Annotated in this window: 11 protein-coding genes and 1 tRNA gene; 3 read left to right on the top strand and 9 right to left on the bottom strand. The window is 41.6% G+C overall.

Features of this window, described 5'->3' with window-relative positions; all coding sequences use genetic code 11:
• Positions 1-57: 57 nt before the first annotated feature.
• On the bottom strand, positions 58-474 hold the full coding sequence (locus tag H5114_RS03525; RefSeq protein WP_124016507.1) for a CBS domain-containing protein: 417 nt from the start codon (positions 472-474) through the stop codon (positions 58-60).
• Positions 475-719: 245 nt separating this feature from the next.
• Positions 720-1,754, bottom strand: a complete 1,035-nt coding sequence (locus H5114_RS03520; RefSeq protein ID WP_182722234.1) for an isoaspartyl peptidase/L-asparaginase family protein — start codon at positions 1,752-1,754, stop codon at positions 720-722.
• A gap of 188 nt (positions 1,755-1,942) precedes the next feature.
• Here H5114_RS03520 and H5114_RS03515 point away from each other — a divergent pair, with 188 nt between their 5' ends.
• Both H5114_RS03515 and H5114_RS03510 read left to right on the top strand, forming a co-directional pair.
• Positions 1,943-3,733, top strand: a complete 1,791-nt coding sequence (locus H5114_RS03515) for an autotransporter assembly complex family protein (RefSeq protein WP_259395226.1) — start codon at positions 1,943-1,945, stop codon at positions 3,731-3,733.
• Positions 3,730-7,623, top strand: a complete 3,894-nt coding sequence (locus tag H5114_RS03510; protein ID WP_182722232.1) for a translocation/assembly module TamB domain-containing protein — start codon at positions 3,730-3,732, stop codon at positions 7,621-7,623. The genes H5114_RS03515 and H5114_RS03510 overlap by 4 nt, the downstream gene beginning before the upstream one ends.
• A gap of 71 nt (positions 7,624-7,694) precedes the next feature.
• Here the strand turns inward: H5114_RS03510 and rplY are convergent, their stop codons facing one another.
• From rplY to H5114_RS03495, 3 genes are all read right to left on the bottom strand, one after another.
• Positions 7,695-7,982, bottom strand: a complete 288-nt coding sequence (gene rplY, locus H5114_RS03505) for a 50S ribosomal protein L25 (protein ID WP_124016504.1) — start codon at positions 7,980-7,982, stop codon at positions 7,695-7,697.
• A gap of 349 nt (positions 7,983-8,331) precedes the next feature.
• Complete coding sequence (locus H5114_RS03500; RefSeq protein ID WP_124016503.1) at positions 8,332-8,883, bottom strand: DUF882 domain-containing protein; 552 nt, start codon at positions 8,881-8,883, stop codon at positions 8,332-8,334.
• A gap of 238 nt (positions 8,884-9,121) precedes the next feature.
• A complete protein-coding gene (locus tag H5114_RS03495) occupies positions 9,122-10,558 on the bottom strand; it encodes a murein L,D-transpeptidase (RefSeq protein WP_182722231.1) in 1,437 nt (478 codons plus the stop codon).
• Between the two features lie 270 nt (positions 10,559-10,828).
• Between H5114_RS03495 and H5114_RS03490 the strand changes: the two genes are divergently transcribed.
• The gene (locus H5114_RS03490) at positions 10,829-11,104 is read left to right on the top strand and encodes an HU family DNA-binding protein (protein WP_182722230.1); all 276 of its coding nucleotides are present in this window, start codon (positions 10,829-10,831) and stop codon (positions 11,102-11,104) included.
• A 594-nt stretch (positions 11,105-11,698) separates the two neighbouring features.
• Here H5114_RS03490 and H5114_RS03485 read toward each other — a convergent pair.
• The 4 genes from H5114_RS03485 to H5114_RS03470 all read right to left on the bottom strand — a co-directional run bounded on the left by H5114_RS03485 (position 11,699) and on the right by H5114_RS03470 (position 16,881).
• A tRNA-Leu gene (locus H5114_RS03485) sits at positions 11,699-11,784 on the bottom strand.
• A gap of 215 nt (positions 11,785-11,999) precedes the next feature.
• On the bottom strand, positions 12,000-12,329 hold the full coding sequence (locus tag H5114_RS03480) for a hypothetical protein (RefSeq protein WP_124016500.1): 330 nt from the start codon (positions 12,327-12,329) through the stop codon (positions 12,000-12,002).
• A 194-nt stretch (positions 12,330-12,523) separates the two neighbouring features.
• Positions 12,524-13,396: a 23S rRNA pseudouridine(2605) synthase RluB gene (rluB, locus tag H5114_RS03475; RefSeq protein WP_124016499.1), complete on the bottom strand. Its 873-nt coding sequence runs from the start codon at positions 13,394-13,396 to the stop codon at positions 12,524-12,526.
• A 419-nt stretch (positions 13,397-13,815) separates the two neighbouring features.
• A complete protein-coding gene (locus tag H5114_RS03470; protein ID WP_182722229.1) occupies positions 13,816-16,881 on the bottom strand; it encodes an efflux RND transporter permease subunit in 3,066 nt (1,021 codons plus the stop codon).

Here is a 16,881-nt window from a genome sequence, read left to right as displayed (position 1 = left end):
TCAAAAAAAGCGATCCTAGCAAGGAAAACAGCAGAATGGTATTGATTTCAACGATTGTTATATTGGAGATAAGTAACACTGTTGCATATAAATATTCATCGCCTTAAGTACATTCGTCCGATTAATCGTTCCAATGACTTTTCCTGCACTCACTACAGGATAAATCTTCGGTTTAGCGCCTAACATTTGATCCGCTAATTCCAATATGCTTTCATCGGGCGTCACCGACAATACAGGGCTTTTCATGCAATCTTTTACTGTACTAGTCATATCGCAATGGTAACTGCTTTTTAGCATCACAGATAAACAATCTTGTTGAGATAGAAAGCCCACTAATTGACCGATATGATCAACAACCGGAGCACCATTTTTATTACTGGCGAGTAGTTTTTCAACCGCAATAGCCAGTGACATATCTGCAGTTAATAATACTGGATGCTTATCCATATAATCTTTAATTTTTATTGAATCCATATTGCCCCCTATTACACGCTAATTGACTACGTGTTTAATAAACCCCGTCAAGCAACTCATAAGGAATCAACTCTCGGGTACTAACTTGATTAAGTTTAGTCAATAATGGCTCAGGAGATAGAAAATATAACCGATTGCACTAATCGGTTTACTAATCAATGGTATTAGCCCACTGCATTAACCACGTGATGAACTGACTTGATGAATCTATTTGATATACCTAAGTCAATTCAGCGCAGTAATACTTACTTGTCACGCCAAATCATAACGGTTGCAGCTTGGCCTTTACTTCGTGTGGCGCGATACATCCCTTCGGTATTAAATGGTGTCGCGATATTGCCACGTTGATCAATCGCTATCACTCCTCCAGTTCCCCCTGCCGAGAGCAAGCGTTGATTGATGACCTCATCGGCCGCTTGAATAATAGATTTCTGTTGGTATTTGACTTTAGCGCATATGTCGCCTGCCACTTGATAGCGAATAAAATATTCGCCATGACCCGTCGCTGATATGGCGCAAACACCATTTTCAGCATAGGTTCCAGCACCAATAACCGGTGAGTCACCAATGCGGCCAAAACGTTTTGCCGTCATGCCGCCAGTTGATGTTCCGGCGGCAAGGTTGCCTTGTTTATCAAGCGCCACTGCGCCGACTGTGCCGTATTTGTAGTTAGCAGGTAACTGGGCAACTGACGCCTGGTGATCACCACCATTTACGCGCTCAGCTTCAATGATGCTCGCTTTGGCATCCAGCAATTGTGCATAACGATGAGGCGTGTCGAAATGGCTATTAGACACCAACCTAAATTGTTGCGTTAATGCAAACTCCTCTGCCCCTTGGCCATATAGCATCACATGAGGTGATTTTTCCATCACTTTTCGAGCTAAATCAATTGGGTTTTTAATGTGTTTAACCCCCGCAACGGCTCCAGCATTCATTGTGTTACCATCCATTACCGAGGCATCTAGTTCATGGCCGCCGTCAAAAGTATAAACCGCGCCAACACCAGCATTAAAAAATGGACTATTTTCTAACACATTAATTGCCGCTTGAACCGCATCAAGACTATTACCGCCTTTATCTAGCACCTTATAGCCTGTATCAACAGCCTGTTTGAGTTTATCGCGAATAGCTTTTTCTTGTTGAGGACTTAAACTGGCAGCTAAAATGGTTCCCGCGCCGCCATGGATGGCAATTGAAAAAGGCTTATCATCTGTGGCTGCACAGATATTTGCGGTTAAGCATAAACACACTGCAATCGTTAAATATAATTTATTCATGTTAGGCAAGTCCTTGAAAGTGGTTTATCTTTGTAACCATTTGTGGTTGTAATTTCAATCATATCCTTGCGACTTTTAGACTTTGTAGCGACAATAGTCATCATGATCACTTTTGGAAAAATTAGCTTAATTTGCCGACAAAACGCCTTAAATTTAGTCAGTTTCTATTACTTTCGTTGACCTTATTGATGTCAGGCTTTGTGCTGGCTGATAATAATTGGCTAACGATTAACGTTAATGGCGTTAACAAACAAATTGAAAATAATATTTCAGCTCACTTAGGTACCTTGCCAGATAATGATGTTCAACGCCGAGCTTTTTTATTCACAGTTGACGATAACACCCATGATGCGCTTGAATCTATGGGCTACTATCACGCTATTTTAGATATTGACGTTAACGAAAAAGACAATGGGCCTTGGGAGCTAAAGCTCGATATCACCCTTGGGGAACCAGTGATTATTCAGTGGGTTGATATTCATTTTCAGGGAGAGATGCTTGAAGACAATACTTTTTCGCTATGGCTTAATAGCCTAAAAATCAAACCTGGTGACACCTTAAACCACGGGGTTTACGATTCAATTAAATCACAATTAGTCACTCTGGCAATGGCAAGAGGATATTTTGATGGTCAATACACAAAATCAGAAATCAGCATTAATCGTGACTTAAATAGCGCCCAAATTAACCTCGAATTTGATTCAGGTAAGCGATATTTATTTGGTGATGTTGACTTTGAAGGTTCAACGCTTAATGACGATATTGTCGAAGCATTAATCCCTTTTGGTGCTGATGCGCCTTATGCCACGCAACTTTTGACTGAGTTTAATCGTAATTTGTTAGATACTGGTTACTTTAGTAATATCAAAGTATTGCCTCAATTAGACAAGATTGAAACCGGTGTTGTGCCAATTAAAGTTGAACTAAGTCCTCGTCCGAGCCATCTTATTGAGGTCGGTTTAGGTGCTGATATTGGTAATAGTACCGAAAAAAGTATCGATCCTCGCGTGCGAGTGACTTGGCGTACCCCACAAATAAACCGCTATGGGCATTATCAAGAAACCAGTATGGAGTGGTCGCCTGAACGGCCGAAAATTTTAACTACCTATACGATTCCATTAACGCATCCTTTAGATGATCAACTAAAAATAAAACTAGGATTATTACGCGACACCTATGGTGTCACTCAAGATTATGATCCAGATAACCGTCAATTTAATAATACTGGCCAGTTAGAGTCTGAAAAATACATCATTGGCTTAACGCGTCAACGACGGTCCAAAAGTAATTGGCTGCATGGTTATTCCCTTGAATCCACGAGAGAGTTTTATAATCAACTCGATACTGATTACGATCCGCGATTTTATTTATTAGGTTACAACCTCACTAAAACGGTTCGAGGTGACAACACCCTCGATCCTAAATCTGGCTATCGTCAAACATACAGCATTGAATATGCAGATCCATCTGCAGGATCGACTATTCGTCTCACTCGCTTACAAGCACGATTTAAATGGATAGAAACCTTATTTGATAAGCATCGGTTTGTTGCTCGCGTTGACTTAGGCGCAAATATTGCTAATGATAACGATATTGCCAACATTCCCCCATCACTGCGTTATTTTGCTGGTGGCGACCAAAGTATACGGGGTTACAGTTACCAAGAATTAGGGCCCTATATTGACTACACCAACAGTGAAGGCGGCTTATCGAGACAAGTGGTTGGTGGCCGTTTTTTGGCCGTCGGCAGCGTAGAATATCAGTACTATCTCACCCCTACTTGGCGCGTTGCTACCTTTGTCGATGCGGGTAATGCCTTTGATACACAGAAGTTTGAACCCGTGGTATCGGTTGGCGGTGGTTTACATTGGATATCACCGATTGGTCCAATCCGAATGGACTTAGGGTTTGGCTTAAAAGAAACTGAGACCGTTGCACGCTCGTTTCGTTTCCATTTAACCATGGGGACTGATTTATGACAGATGAGCATTCTGAACAAGGTCAGCAGCCACAAGCGACCGCTGCCAATAATAATACCAAAACTAACCGTGCAACTAGCTTACCTGCACGCATTTGGCGCCAAATTAAGTTTTATACTCGGATCTTAATTTATGTGCCTTTAGCATTATTGATGTTGTTTGCCGTCCTCATAGGCACGCCATTTGGCAGCAAAACAGCGGTGTTCTTGGTTAACCAATTAGTCAGCGATGTTGAAGTTGAATACGCTTCTGGCACCTTAAATGGCGATCTCACCCTTCATAGCATGTCATGGTCAATGCCTGGCATTAGCGTTAATGCTCAAAATGTAACATTGGAATGGGTGCCAACCTGTCTGATGAATAAACAGCTGTGTGTGACAAACCTAATGGCTTCGAGCATAGGAGTGAATATTGTCAGTGATAATATTCCTGCTGCAAAAGATGCGGATCAATCCACTGAGTTACCAGCCCCTTTTACTGAGTTTGAATTACCGATAAACATTAGCCTCAGCCAAGCAAAATTAACCCAGGTTGATATTGCGGTCAATAGCATGACATTTCATGCCGATGAGCTGTCGACTCAAGCTATTTGGAACAGCGCAGGCCTGATGGTTGAATCATTTACCAGCCAAGGCCTGATAGTTGATATCCCTTCTGCACCAGCATCAACCAAGCCAATCAATGTTCCAGTGGAGAGTACACAAACTGCACAAACGGTTGATGCAAAAGCGACAGCATGGCCACTGGCGAATTTACCACAAGTGTTTATGCCTTTTCCTATCGATGTTAGGCAATTTAATGCAACAGACAGTCTGCTCAAATTGGGTGAACGAACTGACCATTTTAGCCATATCGCATTGGCGGCCAGTTTTCGTCAATTTCAACTTGGAATAAGCCAACTCGACATTCAGCATGATGATGGTAATGTCAGTGTTAGTGGTGACATTGCTTTGCATGACCACTATCCGCTCGCATTAACACTAACAGCAAATGTCGATAATCTGCCTGAATTCCCGGGGCTTAAACAGCAACAACTTAGCCTTGAACTTAGCGAAGACTTAAGCCAGTTACACATCGACGCCATTGCTAAGGGTGATAGCCATTTTAACCTCACAGCTAAAGTCGATCTCACGTCTCCTACGCTTGACTACCAAGTAACACTGACCGACGCAGCTTTACAGTGGCCACTGAGTAACCCCTTGTACACCAGCAACATTAGCCGTTTTACCAGCAAAGGCGATAGTAAAGATCAAGTGGCACAGTTTGAAGGGAAGATCACCACGCCTTACCATCCACCTTTAACGGTAAGTGCTGATATTGTTAACGTTAAGCAAAAACTGACGGTTAATAAGCTGAAGGTGCAGTCGCTGGCTGGCAATGTGGAGCTAACGGGAGAACTGTCATATCAAGATAACATAACATGGCAAGCTAAGGTGTTTAGCGACAATATCCAGTTGCAATACATTGATTATATTAATCAGCAAAATCCAGTCAAAAGTAAATTCAGTGGTCATTTTAATAGTTCGGGCAGCCTTGCGGATAAACAATGGCAAGTGGCAATTGAACAGGCTAATTTAACAGGACGTTTAAATGGTTATCCATTGAATTTACAGGGCGATATTTCATTAAATCAAGATTTTGCAGTTAACGCGTCTAACTTACAAGCCAATGCTCTCGGCGCCCAATTAATCGTCAACGGTCAAGCAGATAAAATCTGGGACATCAATGCTGAACTGAGTGTGCCAGATGTCAGCCAGTGGCTAACAGGCGCTCGCGGTAGTATCTTCGCTAAAGTAGATGTCAGCGGCAATAGTGCAGACCCTATCGTTGATGTGAACGCACAAATTAACAAGTTGAGCTACCAAGGTAGTAAAATTGATAACCTCAATTTACTCGCTAACTATCGTCCTTATTTACAACACCAATATCGAATAGAACTGCATAATAACAATCTTGTATGGAGTAGCTATAAACTGACAGATATTTCTTTTATCAGTGAAGGCAACCAAAGCAAACAACAAAGTAAACTGAATACTCAAGGTGATTTGGTCGTCAATACTCAAATTAGCAGTAGTAGCAATATTGATAAACAACAATTTAATGCCACCTTAACCGAGTTCAGTATCAGTAATGTCCTTGGACAATGGCAACAAGATAAACCCATTACAGCAAACTGGGATCAACTTAACCATAGAGGTAGCATCAGCAGCTTCTGTTTAGTGCACCCACACAATAAATTATGTTTGATCAATGATGTTAATTTGGGCCACACTGGCCAAGCCAATATCACGCTTACGGGTAACCCAGGTAAAACCTTGGAGCCCATTTTATCTAAAAAAATCAACTGGAGCGGTGAAGCAGCGTTAACCAGTCAAGTTAATTGGGCTAAAGCTAAAAAGCCTACGGCCAATCTTCAATTTACACTCCTGCCCGGTAATATTAAGCTAAGCCGTACTAAAAACAACACCATTAGCATCGACTATCAGCAGCTGCTATTACAAGCGTCACTTGATGAGAAAAAAGTGACCAGTTCATTAAGTTTCGATTCATCCGGAATCGCCAGTTGGCAAAGTCAGCTAAGTGTTAATATCACTCCCGATCGTACCTTACAAGGAACGATTAATGTGAATGAGCTCAATCTCGCTCCCTTTGGAGAATTTTTCCCAAGACTTGAAACCTTAGAAGGTATGCTATCGAGCCGATTAATGTTATCCGGTACCCTTATGGACCCTAGTCTATCAGGTAATATTAAACTCAATGATGCAGCATTGGCCTTATCAACTAACCCGACATTAATTGATAAACTCTATTTATCACTCTCACTTGAAGGTCAGCAAGGGCAGCTCAATGGCCAGTGGCATATGGGAGATGGCCAAGTCACCACCCAAGGTACCTTAGCGTGGCCACAAGGTAAATTTAGTGGTGATATTGACATTAAAGGCAGTAACTTAGCTGTTATTCAACCGCCAATGGCAATCTTAAATGTCTCTCCAGATATTAATATGACCTTTGATGACCAACTGTTCGCAATAAAAGGCAAAGTGAATGTTCCCTCAGGACAAATAAAAATCACCCCATTGGCTGAAGGAGGCATAGCCGTATCAAATGATGTGGTATTCAATGATTCAGTGTCTCAACAAACGGTTAAAACCAGCCCTTACGCCATCACAGCCGACTTAAATATCAATGTAGGTAAAAACCTCACTATTGATGGCATGGGCCTCAAGGGTAAGCTAGAAGGTGACCTTGTACTTCAGCAACAAGCATTTAAACCACCGATGTTGTTTGGCGATATTAGAGTCAATAAAGGTACCTATAAGTTTATGGGGCAAACCCTAACGATCAATACCGGTGAAGTGCAATTTATTGGACCAACTGCATCACCAAATCTTAATATAGAGGCAACCAGAGAGATTAAGGAAAGCGATATAACCGCAGGTGTCAGAGTTACGGGGACACCAATGCGCCCTGTTGTAACCTTATTTTCTAATCCGGCAAAAGAACAAGCTGAGATATTATCGTATATTTTAACGGGTAAAGGCTTTACCAGTTCAAGTAACCAACAAAGCAACTCATTAATGATGGGGGCAGCGCTGAGTTTAGGCTCACAACTTGATGGTGGCGCAATGAATAGTATTGGCAGTACAGCGACAGGGCTCATTGAAAAATTTGGTTTTTCTAATGTACAACTTGATACCAATGATGATGGAAAAGTAGCTGTGAGTGGCTATATTGGCGAAGACTTAATGATTAAATATGGTGTGGGCGTATTTAACCCAGGGTATGAAATGACCGTGCGCTATTACTTATTTTCACAATTATATTTAGAAAGTGTATCGAGTACCTTAAGTCAATCACTGGATATCTACTATAGCTTCGAAATTGATTAAACTTTAGGGTTTAGGGTTGTAAAAAACAGACACAAAAAAAGCGCCCTTAGGCGCTTTTTTCAAAGCAAAAGTTAGACAAACATGAAGTCAATATGTTCAACTAATTGCTTGAATGCGTGACGTTGGATAGCCTTTGCACGAACTTTAACTTCTTTACCATCGACAACGATAGTTAAATCAGTTGTGTAAAAGTTTTCATTTAACTGGATGTTAATGATGTCTTTGTGTTCGAACGTGATTGATACAGGCTCTTTACCTGGACCATAAATTACTGCAGGAACTTTACCGGCATGACGTAGGCGGCGGCTCGAACCTTTCCCGATTTCTGTGCGGGTTACTGCGTTGATTGTGTAAGACATTAGTCACTCACTTAATAATTAATAAAGTATGAAGGCGTCATCATTCTCGACCAACGATGACTCAAATAAAGCGCGCGGATATTACCACAGCCATTATCAAGCCACAAGAAGATATACTAATCCTATTAAATATGTGATCTTTCAGCGAGAGTTCAAAGTGCTATAGGCAAGACAGATGATTGAAACAAACAGTGACTCTCGGTAACAAGCTCCTGGGTAACTCACCCTCCAGCATCTGACCGCAATGGATGGTGGGAATGTCTTATTTTTAAAGCGTCTAAAGATGCCTAAAGGACTTTGAAACCTGAGAGACTCTGAACTGACCAGATATTTAATGAGATTTGTCTTATTAACCCCATCGTCTCACTGGACCACAATCAATGTGTACAAAGCCATCGCGAGGATAAAACCCAACACCGCCCAACTTAAGAGACTCGGCTGCATCACGCAAATGTTTGGTTTTTACCCCAGGTAAAGCAATATCCATTGCCATGCCTTTCATGTGATAACTTTTCTTCGCTACGCCATTACTACGAGATGCGAGCATTTGGTTCGTTTTCGGTGAACGATAAGCGGAGATAACATGGATTTCATCTTGATTATCTAACGTAGCCTGCAATTTATACAAATATTCAAATAATCGTTTATCAATTGGTGCGGCTACATTTTGACGATGATCACGTAATACATGATCAAACTCAGTCAGTGTCGCTGATTGATATTGACCATCAACCCAAAAGCTTCCCTGACTTCTTTCACCGGTATGTAGATTATAAAAACGTAAATCTTTAACCCCAATAGTTGCACGACTTGCTTGGGCGGTATTAGGTAACAGAGTCACCACTGCGGCACCGCTTAAGCCTAATAATACCTGCCGACGAGTTAGGCACTCAATTGTCATTTATACACCACTTTAATTATCTAAATTCAGGACTTATCAGCCTTTGAGGCATAATTTAATCTTCACAACAAGATCGAACTAGTTGTTGCTTTTTTATCCAGCTGGCGAATAAATTAACCATTAATGCTCATAAATGCAAGTCTGGCGCTGTTGCGTGAGATTAAAAACACGCACGCTAATATAAGAGTGTGATATTGCTCAAGTGCTTAGGAGCAAAGTGAGCAGCCATTAACTTTACTTAATTAACTGATAATCCCTGCACAATATCTTTGCTGGCGCCTTGATGGCTTAATAAATTGACCGCTGCCTTTGGAGTTAACTGATAAATGTCATCACGATACTGAATAATATATTGCTCATCCACCCAAGCACGCCAATAGACCATGTGCACGGGTAAAGGTGCTGATAAGGCAAACCATTGGGTTTGCGTATAATTAGACTGTAAGCGATTCCAGGTTCGTTTATCGATAACCAAATGGTTGACAAACCAGTCGGCTAATTGCTGTACCTTTTCAATGCGGACACAACCTGATGATAAATCTCTTTGTGATTTTGAAAATAGCGTTCGATTGGGGGTGTCATGCAAATAGATACTTTGATCATTATTGAAATGGAATTTATATCGACCTAAAGCATTATCACCTCCAGGACGCTGCACGACTCGATAAGGAAAGCGCCCTATTGCTGCTTGCTGCCATTGCTCCGCAGTTTTATTAACTCGATTGCCTTCATAATCAAACACATCAAAATGCTTGTCGGCAAAATAGTCACCATAGAGTCTTATTTGCGGCAAAATATCTTGGCGTAAAATCTGTCGAGGTACCGTCCAAGTAGGATTGATGATGATATTTGAAATTTGCCCTGTCATCAGCGGAGTCGGCCGGTACGGTTTACCCACGATAACTTTCGATGACAATACGACCTGATTATCATCCACCAATACCATTTGAAAAGCAGGAATATTAATTAACAAATAAGGTTGAGGCAATTGACTTAAATATGCTGTTTTTTCAACAAAGCTCTTTGCTAATAAAGAAGCCAGTTGAAGCGGAGTTTGATTTAACCAAAATAAGGTCTTTGGACCAATCACGGCGTCAGGTTTTAGCCCATGGCGAGACTGAAAACGTTTAACACTTTCCGCTGAAGCGGGTTGATACACAACTTCATCAGCAAGTAATTCGCTGGCATCACCTAATAGCCACAAACGTTGGTTGATTAACTTAATATTGGGATCGCTATCGCCAGGGCGAAGCAAGGCATCAACTGTGATAGCTTGCCAATCTTGAGTTTGCGATAACCATATTAACTTGCGTAGCGCATTTATGACGCTCAGGTAATCATCGACGGCAGGTTCAAGTGCGATATTTTTTTCAAGCAACGAGGCCGAACTTTCGATTGCATCAAATGCGATAGGCACCTTTTTATTACGCCAAAAAGTGGCAACACTTTGCTGAATGAGATCGATATATTCTAATGACTTTGCAGCTGACTCTGATTGTAATATTGCTAAATAGTGTGCTCGCTGCGCATTAGGTTCAGCCAAATACTGTAATTGCAGATTTTGAGTTAAGTTAGGATATATATCATCAGTATCGGCCAAAACAAATGACGATATACTCCAAAGCAATATGGCTACTATGCTCACATTTATAGACAGTTTATGTTTACTGAACATACTCTTCCCCATTAACGACACCCCACGATACTGTCATGTTTATGACATAAGTGAAATGGGTATAGTCATTATGGCAAATAATAACGCGCTTTGAATGAACGAAACATTTAAGCAACAAAAGTGAATACTAAAATATTACCTCTTTGTATAAAAGTTAATCGTAAATATAAAAAGTAGCCACTTAACATTAATTTATGAATACACAACTAGGAAGGTCGATATTGAATTGTTATAAGAGGGTTTTGAAGTACTTAAGTTATAGAGACTCTCATGAATAAAAAGCAACTCATCCAATCAATGGCCAATAAAATGGACCAACCTCAAGCTCAAACAAAGCAACAACTTGAACAGATCCTAGCCATTATTCATCAAGGTTTAGCTGAAGGTGAGAAAATCTACATTCCACAATTTGGCACGTTTGAATTGCGTTTTTACTTACCTAGAGTAGGCCGTAATCCACAAACGGGTGCAGCCATAGAGATTGACGGATTTAATCAACCCAGCTTTAAAGCGTCGCCAACATTAAAAGCGCTAATCAACAATTAACTGAGGCACTAGAGATTAAAAGCCGAGGTGCTAGAATGCTTCGAAGCTAGAGGCTATAACTGAAGTAGCTAAAGGGCGATATGCAGGCTGTTGAATGCGAATGTCACTGAAGTCAGCGTTGAACCTTAAAAGCCGAGGTACTAGAACGCTTCGAAGCTAGAGGCTATAACTGCAGTAGCTAAAGGGTGATTTGCAGGCTGTTGAATGCTAGGTCACTGAAGTCAGCGTTAAACCTTAAAAGCCGAGATGCTAAAACGCTTCGAAGCTAGAGACTGTAACTGAAGTAGCTAAAGGGCGATATGCAGGCTGTTAAATGCGAATGTCACTGAAGTCAGCGTTAAACCTTAAAAGTCTAAGTACTAGAGTGTTTAGCAGCTATAGGCTATAACTCTGTAGTATTCAGACCTCAAACGCTCTTATAGCCACGTAGCGAACTAGTAGGATGAAGTCCGCCCTAGCATCTAGGCTCGTTCGCTCTTATCGCCCTCACCTTCTTTTGCGTTTGTTACCCTTAACCACCAAATTACAGACGTAAAAAAGCCCCAACATAAGTTGAGGCTTTTTTACACCACTCTCTATTACTAGAGATTATAATGGTACCCGAGGCCAGACTTGAACTGGCACGCTTATTCAGCGAGGGATTTTAAATCCCTTGTGTCTACCGATTCCACCACTCGGGCAAACTGAGCGTGTTTTGATAAAAATATCAACTCACTTAATTTGTTATTACATAAGGTAAACCAAGCTGCTTTCGCGTCCGGCTTAACTTGGGGCACACTTTACTGATTTTTTTGAGCCAAGCAACTAAAATTTTCATTACATCAAACTGAACGCTTTAAAAAACGTCAATCCGATGTAAAATCCAACAAAACAAAGTGCTTAGCACAATAAATAATTAATTTGCTCTTACTGGTGTTAAGCCTTTACTGCGATTAGTTACCGCTTCTTCAATCTCAAAACCGGCTTCACTCCACACTTGAGCTTCTTCAACATTAAAAGCTTCTTTGGCCCAAATCGTTGCCGTATCTAACGTGAAGTTTGCTTTTATCCAACCATCAGATTCTGCAGGTCCAAACCCTCTGACACGCCAATTTTGCGCTTGGGTTGAATCAAACCCTATCGCTTTCCATTGACTGATCTCACGCTCAGACATACCTTGCCAACTCGGTGCAGATGCGCAAGCTACTAGTAACAAGACCAATAAACCAACCAATACTTTTTTCATACATTCCTAATCATTAGTATTAACGCCGCAGCGCATAAATTGTCGAATAACAGCTCAATAGGCCGTAAATTTTGAGAATCATATCTGAGAAAAAACTTTTGACAAGTAGGTGAGCAATATATAATTTTTATCAATAAAAATTAACAAAAAAGGCCGCTTTCGCGACCTCCTATAAACAAAGCAAAACTGATGTATTAGCTACGCTGACGCGTTGGTTTGCCGTGATTACCCACCACTTTATGCTTATGAACTGCACGGCGAATTTTAGCACTTTTCACTTTAGAACGGGCAACACTGTGTTTGTCCGAGCCTAAAATTGAACGTGTCTCAGGTTCTAAACCAGCAAGTTGACGTAAGTAGTTCACTTGGTCAATTGGCAGTTCAATCCAGCCACCACGAGGCAATGTTTTTGGCAATTCAACTTGACCATAACGCACGCGGATTAAACGGCTAACTTGTACGTCTTGAGACTCCCACAAACGACGCACTTCACGATTACGTCCTTCGCGAAGGGTAACATGCCACCATTGATTGATGCCTTCGCCGCCCGCAGCTTTGATGGTATCAAACTGGGCTGGGCCATCTTCTAAGGTCACACCGGTACGTAAACGCTGCACTGCAGCCTCTGGCACTTCACCAAAAGTACGCACAGCGTATTCACGCTCTACTTCATTAGACGGATGCATTAAACGATTAGCTAATTCACCATCACAGGTAAATAATAGTAACCCTGAAGTATTAATATCTAAACGCCCTACCGCAACCCAACGAGCATCACGCACTTTAGGTAAACGTTCGAACACGGTAGTACGACCTTCAGGATCTTTGCGCGAGCAAATTTCACCTTCAGGTTTATGGTATGCCAGTACACGACAAATAATGTCGTCAGCTGATTTTAATGAAACAGCACGGCCATCAATACGTATTTTGGCATCTGCCTCAACACGATCACCTAAACCAGAAATTTCACCGTCAACACTAACTCGGCCTGCAGCAATCCATGCCTCCATCTCACGACGGGAGCCATGGCCTGCACGGGCCAAGACTTTCTGCAATTTTTCACTCATTAGCGGGACTCTTTAAAGAAGTTTTATAAAAAACAAAAGGTTAATTACTCTTGTTTTATTGTCTTTTTAGGATTGTACCCGCCTATAGCGCATACAATTAGAAAAGTGCGTAGATTATACGCTGAATGGGGCTGGTGAGCAAAAAATACCACAGTTACATTCAACTAAGGATAAGAGATAACTGAAACGCAGCAAAATCAGTCTATGCTATGTCATCAATATCAAGCTGGCGATTGGTTTGCGAACAAGACCAATGGAGGCGTAAAAGCTGACCGATTTTGAGTCAGCCATTGTTGATAACAGAAATACATTAAGCAGCCTAATGTACAACGACGCTAAAGATAGATTAATGCCTTCAAAAAGGCTGCTGGCACAATTGTATCAGCAGCCTTAATCAATCAAATAGCATTATTGATCGATCAGCGAGTCACTTTAAGGTTAAACACTAGGCTATACATAACGGGCAACACCACTAAAGTTAATAGTGAAGCAAAACCTAAACCAAAGATGATGGTAATCGCCATAGAACCAAAAAAAGCATCACTAATTAAAGGGATCATGCCCAACATGGTGGTAATCGCAGCCATCATAACAGGGCGAACACGACTCACACACGAATCAACCAGTGCAAATCCAGCCTCTTTCCCCTCTTCAAGTTCAAGATTGATTTGATCAACCAACACTATGCCGTTTTTGATCACCATCCCAGACAGGCTCAACAATCCAAGTAATGCCATAAAGCTAAACGGAGCATCAAATATCAACAACCCTGCTGATACACCAATAACCGCCAACGGTACCGTAAACCAAATGACCAAGGGTTGTCGTACAGAGTTAAACAGAAACACTGTGATTAAAAACATCGCTAAATAACCCATGGGAATTGAGCTAAAAACAGCTGTTTGCGCTTCGCCTGCTGATTCAAACTCCCCGCCCCACTCCAAGCGATAACCGGAAGGCAGTTTAATTGCCTCTATTTTATGTCTAACTTTTTTGTGCACTGAGTCTGCAGTTTCGTTAGAGCCCAGTTTAGGATCGCCCAATACTGCCAACATACGAATACGATCACGGCGCATCACCAAAGGGTTTTCCCATTCAGTGCTGAACTCACTGACGACTTGCGTTGCTGGGACAAAGGTATTGTTCTCTGTACTCCAGATTTGCATCTTCCATAAACTATCCGCTTGAAGCCGTTCTGCTGCTGGTGCACGAGCAACAATCGGTAACAGATGGCTGGTTTCACGGTACAAGCCAATTTGTTTACCGCTAAAGTTAACCAATAAGGCATTATCTAAATCTTGTTTACTGATGCCGGTTTCACGTGCTTGAGCATTTTGTAATTGTGGACGGATGAGTGGCACTTGGTTGCGCCAATTGTGGCGAACACCGTCCATTGTCGGTTCGTTTCTAAAAATACTTTCCGCTTGCGCGGCTAAACTGCGCAGCACTTGAGGATCTTCGCCATAGAAACGCGCTTCAATTTTCGCCGCTGGTGATGGACCATTCTCCATATTTTTTAAACGGTATTGTGCTTGGGGAAAATGGCTATTTAACAACTGTTCAACTTGGGGCATATAAGCCTTAACGGCTGCTAGGTCGCGCATTTCTACGATAAGTTGAGCAAAGGCTGGATAGCCTTTTTCAGGCTGATAAGGTAACACAAAACGCTGGGCACCCTGACCGATGACAGATGTCAGGTGCACTAACCCGGAGTCATTAAGCTCACTTTCTTGCAGAAGCTTTTTCTCTATTTCGCCAGTAAATCGTTCCGTGGCTTTAATGTCTGTCCCTTCTGGCATCCATACATCAACAAAAAATATTGGCGTATTTGATGCGGGAAAAAACACGTTCTTAATGTGACCAAAGCCTATCACTGCGGTGACTAACATCGCCAACACCACTGACAATGTCACTAGACGAAAACGTAATACAAAATACAGAAAACGACGATAAGTGGTAAACAACCAGCCTTTATAAGGGTCTACCTGTTCAGCTTGTGGTGAAGCCTCTTTGAATAACAAATTACAGAAAAATGGCGTTAAGGTGATTGCTGTAATCCAACTAATAAACAAAGAAATCATTAACACTTGAAACAATGAACGACAAAATTCACCGGCCGCATTTTGTGACAAACCAATTGGCGCAAAGGCAATAATGGCAATCACAGTTGCGCCTAATAATGGCCACTGAGTTTGCGATACCACTTGCTTGGCTGCTTCAAGACGAGTTTTACCACGCTGTAAGCCAATCAAAATACCTTCGGTGACCACAATCGCGTTGTCGACTAACATACCTAAGGCAATGATCAGCGCCCCCAGAGATATCAACTGCAATTCAATGTCTAATACCTTCATTACAATGAAAGTACCTAAAATAGTTAACAGCAGAATTAGGCCCATCAATAGTCCAGAACGCAGGCCCATAAATAATAATAATACTGCGATGACAATCGCAATCGACTCTAAAAGGTTAATCAAAAAACCTTGTACGGTATGATCAACCGCAGAGCTTTGGTTATAAACCGTATCAAGGCTCATCCCTAACGGCCGTTGCGATTCAAGCTCAACTAAACGCTCACTCACACGCTTGCCCACATCAACAACGTTTACGCCGCCTGAAAACGCAATACCTAACGATAATGCCGCCTCACCACTATTGTGATAAAGCACATTAGGGGTCTCGTCATAGTCTTTTTCAATATTGGCAATATCCCCAAGGTAAATAAGTTCAGTACTGCCTGGTGAACTGACGACTAAACGAGACAACTCCTCTACAGAACTAAACTCACCAGTGGGATGTAAACGGATACGATTATCACCAATCACAATGCTGCCAGCATTAGACACCACATTTTGATTGTTCACTAATCCATAGATGTAACTTTGGTCTAAACCAAGCGCTGACAGTTTTTGCTGTGAAATCTCAATCACCACTTGCTCTGTCACATCACCTACCACAGAGACTTTTTTTACCCCGGGAACAAGCACCAACTCACGGCGTAAATAGTCGGAATAGTTGCTCAGTTCTCGATTACTAAAATCGTTGCCTGACAAGTTCAATAAAATACCGTATACATCACCAAAGTCATCAATCACTTGTGGCTTAGCGGTACCAGGTGGTAAGCCCCCTGTGGTGTCATTTACTTTTCGACGCACCTCATCCCACACTTGGGGTAAGCGATGTTTGTCATAATTGTCTTTAATCTCAACCTGAATTTGTGATAACCCTGCACTGTTGATAGAAGTGATATGTTTAATGCCATCAAGCTGCTGCAACGCATCTTCAAGCGGCAAGGTCACTTCTTCTTCCACTTGCTCGGGTGATGCACCAGGATAGGCGGTGATCACTAGCGCTTGTTTAATGGTAAATTCTGGAAACTCTAATTGTCCTAGTCCCGTAAAAGCCACACTGCCACCAATAAGCAGTAAAAATACAAACATCCAGCTAATCACTTTATGATTAATGGAATATTCAGCAACATTCAT

This window comes from Shewanella sp. SR43-8 (genome assembly GCF_014163775.1).
GTDB lineage: Bacteria > Pseudomonadota > Gammaproteobacteria > Enterobacterales > Shewanellaceae > Shewanella > Shewanella vesiculosa.
This window is presented reverse-complemented; position numbering and strand designations above follow the sequence as displayed.

Coding starts and splice junctions, on each gene's coding strand:
- H5114_RS03525 (WP_124016507.1), bottom strand. CDS start 474: ATGGATTCAATAAAAATTAAAGATTATATGGATAAGCATCCAGTATTA.
- H5114_RS03520 (WP_182722234.1), bottom strand. CDS start 1,754: ATGAATAAATTATATTTAACGATTGCAGTGTGTTTATGCTTAACCGCA.
- H5114_RS03515 (WP_259395226.1), top strand. CDS start 1,943: ATGTCAGGCTTTGTGCTGGCTGATAATAATTGGCTAACGATTAACGTT.
- H5114_RS03510 (WP_182722232.1), top strand. CDS start 3,730: ATGACAGATGAGCATTCTGAACAAGGTCAGCAGCCACAAGCGACCGCT.
- rplY (WP_124016504.1), bottom strand. CDS start 7,982: ATGTCTTACACAATCAACGCAGTAACCCGCACAGAAATCGGGAAAGGT.
- H5114_RS03500 (WP_124016503.1), bottom strand. CDS start 8,883: ATGACAATTGAGTGCCTAACTCGTCGGCAGGTATTATTAGGCTTAAGC.
- H5114_RS03495 (WP_182722231.1), bottom strand. CDS start 10,558: ATGTTCAGTAAACATAAACTGTCTATAAATGTGAGCATAGTAGCCATA.
- H5114_RS03490 (WP_182722230.1), top strand. CDS start 10,829: ATGAATAAAAAGCAACTCATCCAATCAATGGCCAATAAAATGGACCAA.
- H5114_RS03480 (WP_124016500.1), bottom strand. CDS start 12,329: ATGAAAAAAGTATTGGTTGGTTTATTGGTCTTGTTACTAGTAGCTTGC.
- rluB (WP_124016499.1), bottom strand. CDS start 13,396: ATGAGTGAAAAATTGCAGAAAGTCTTGGCCCGTGCAGGCCATGGCTCC.
- H5114_RS03470 (WP_182722229.1), bottom strand. CDS start 16,881: ATGAATGTTGCTGAATATTCCATTAATCATAAAGTGATTAGCTGGATG.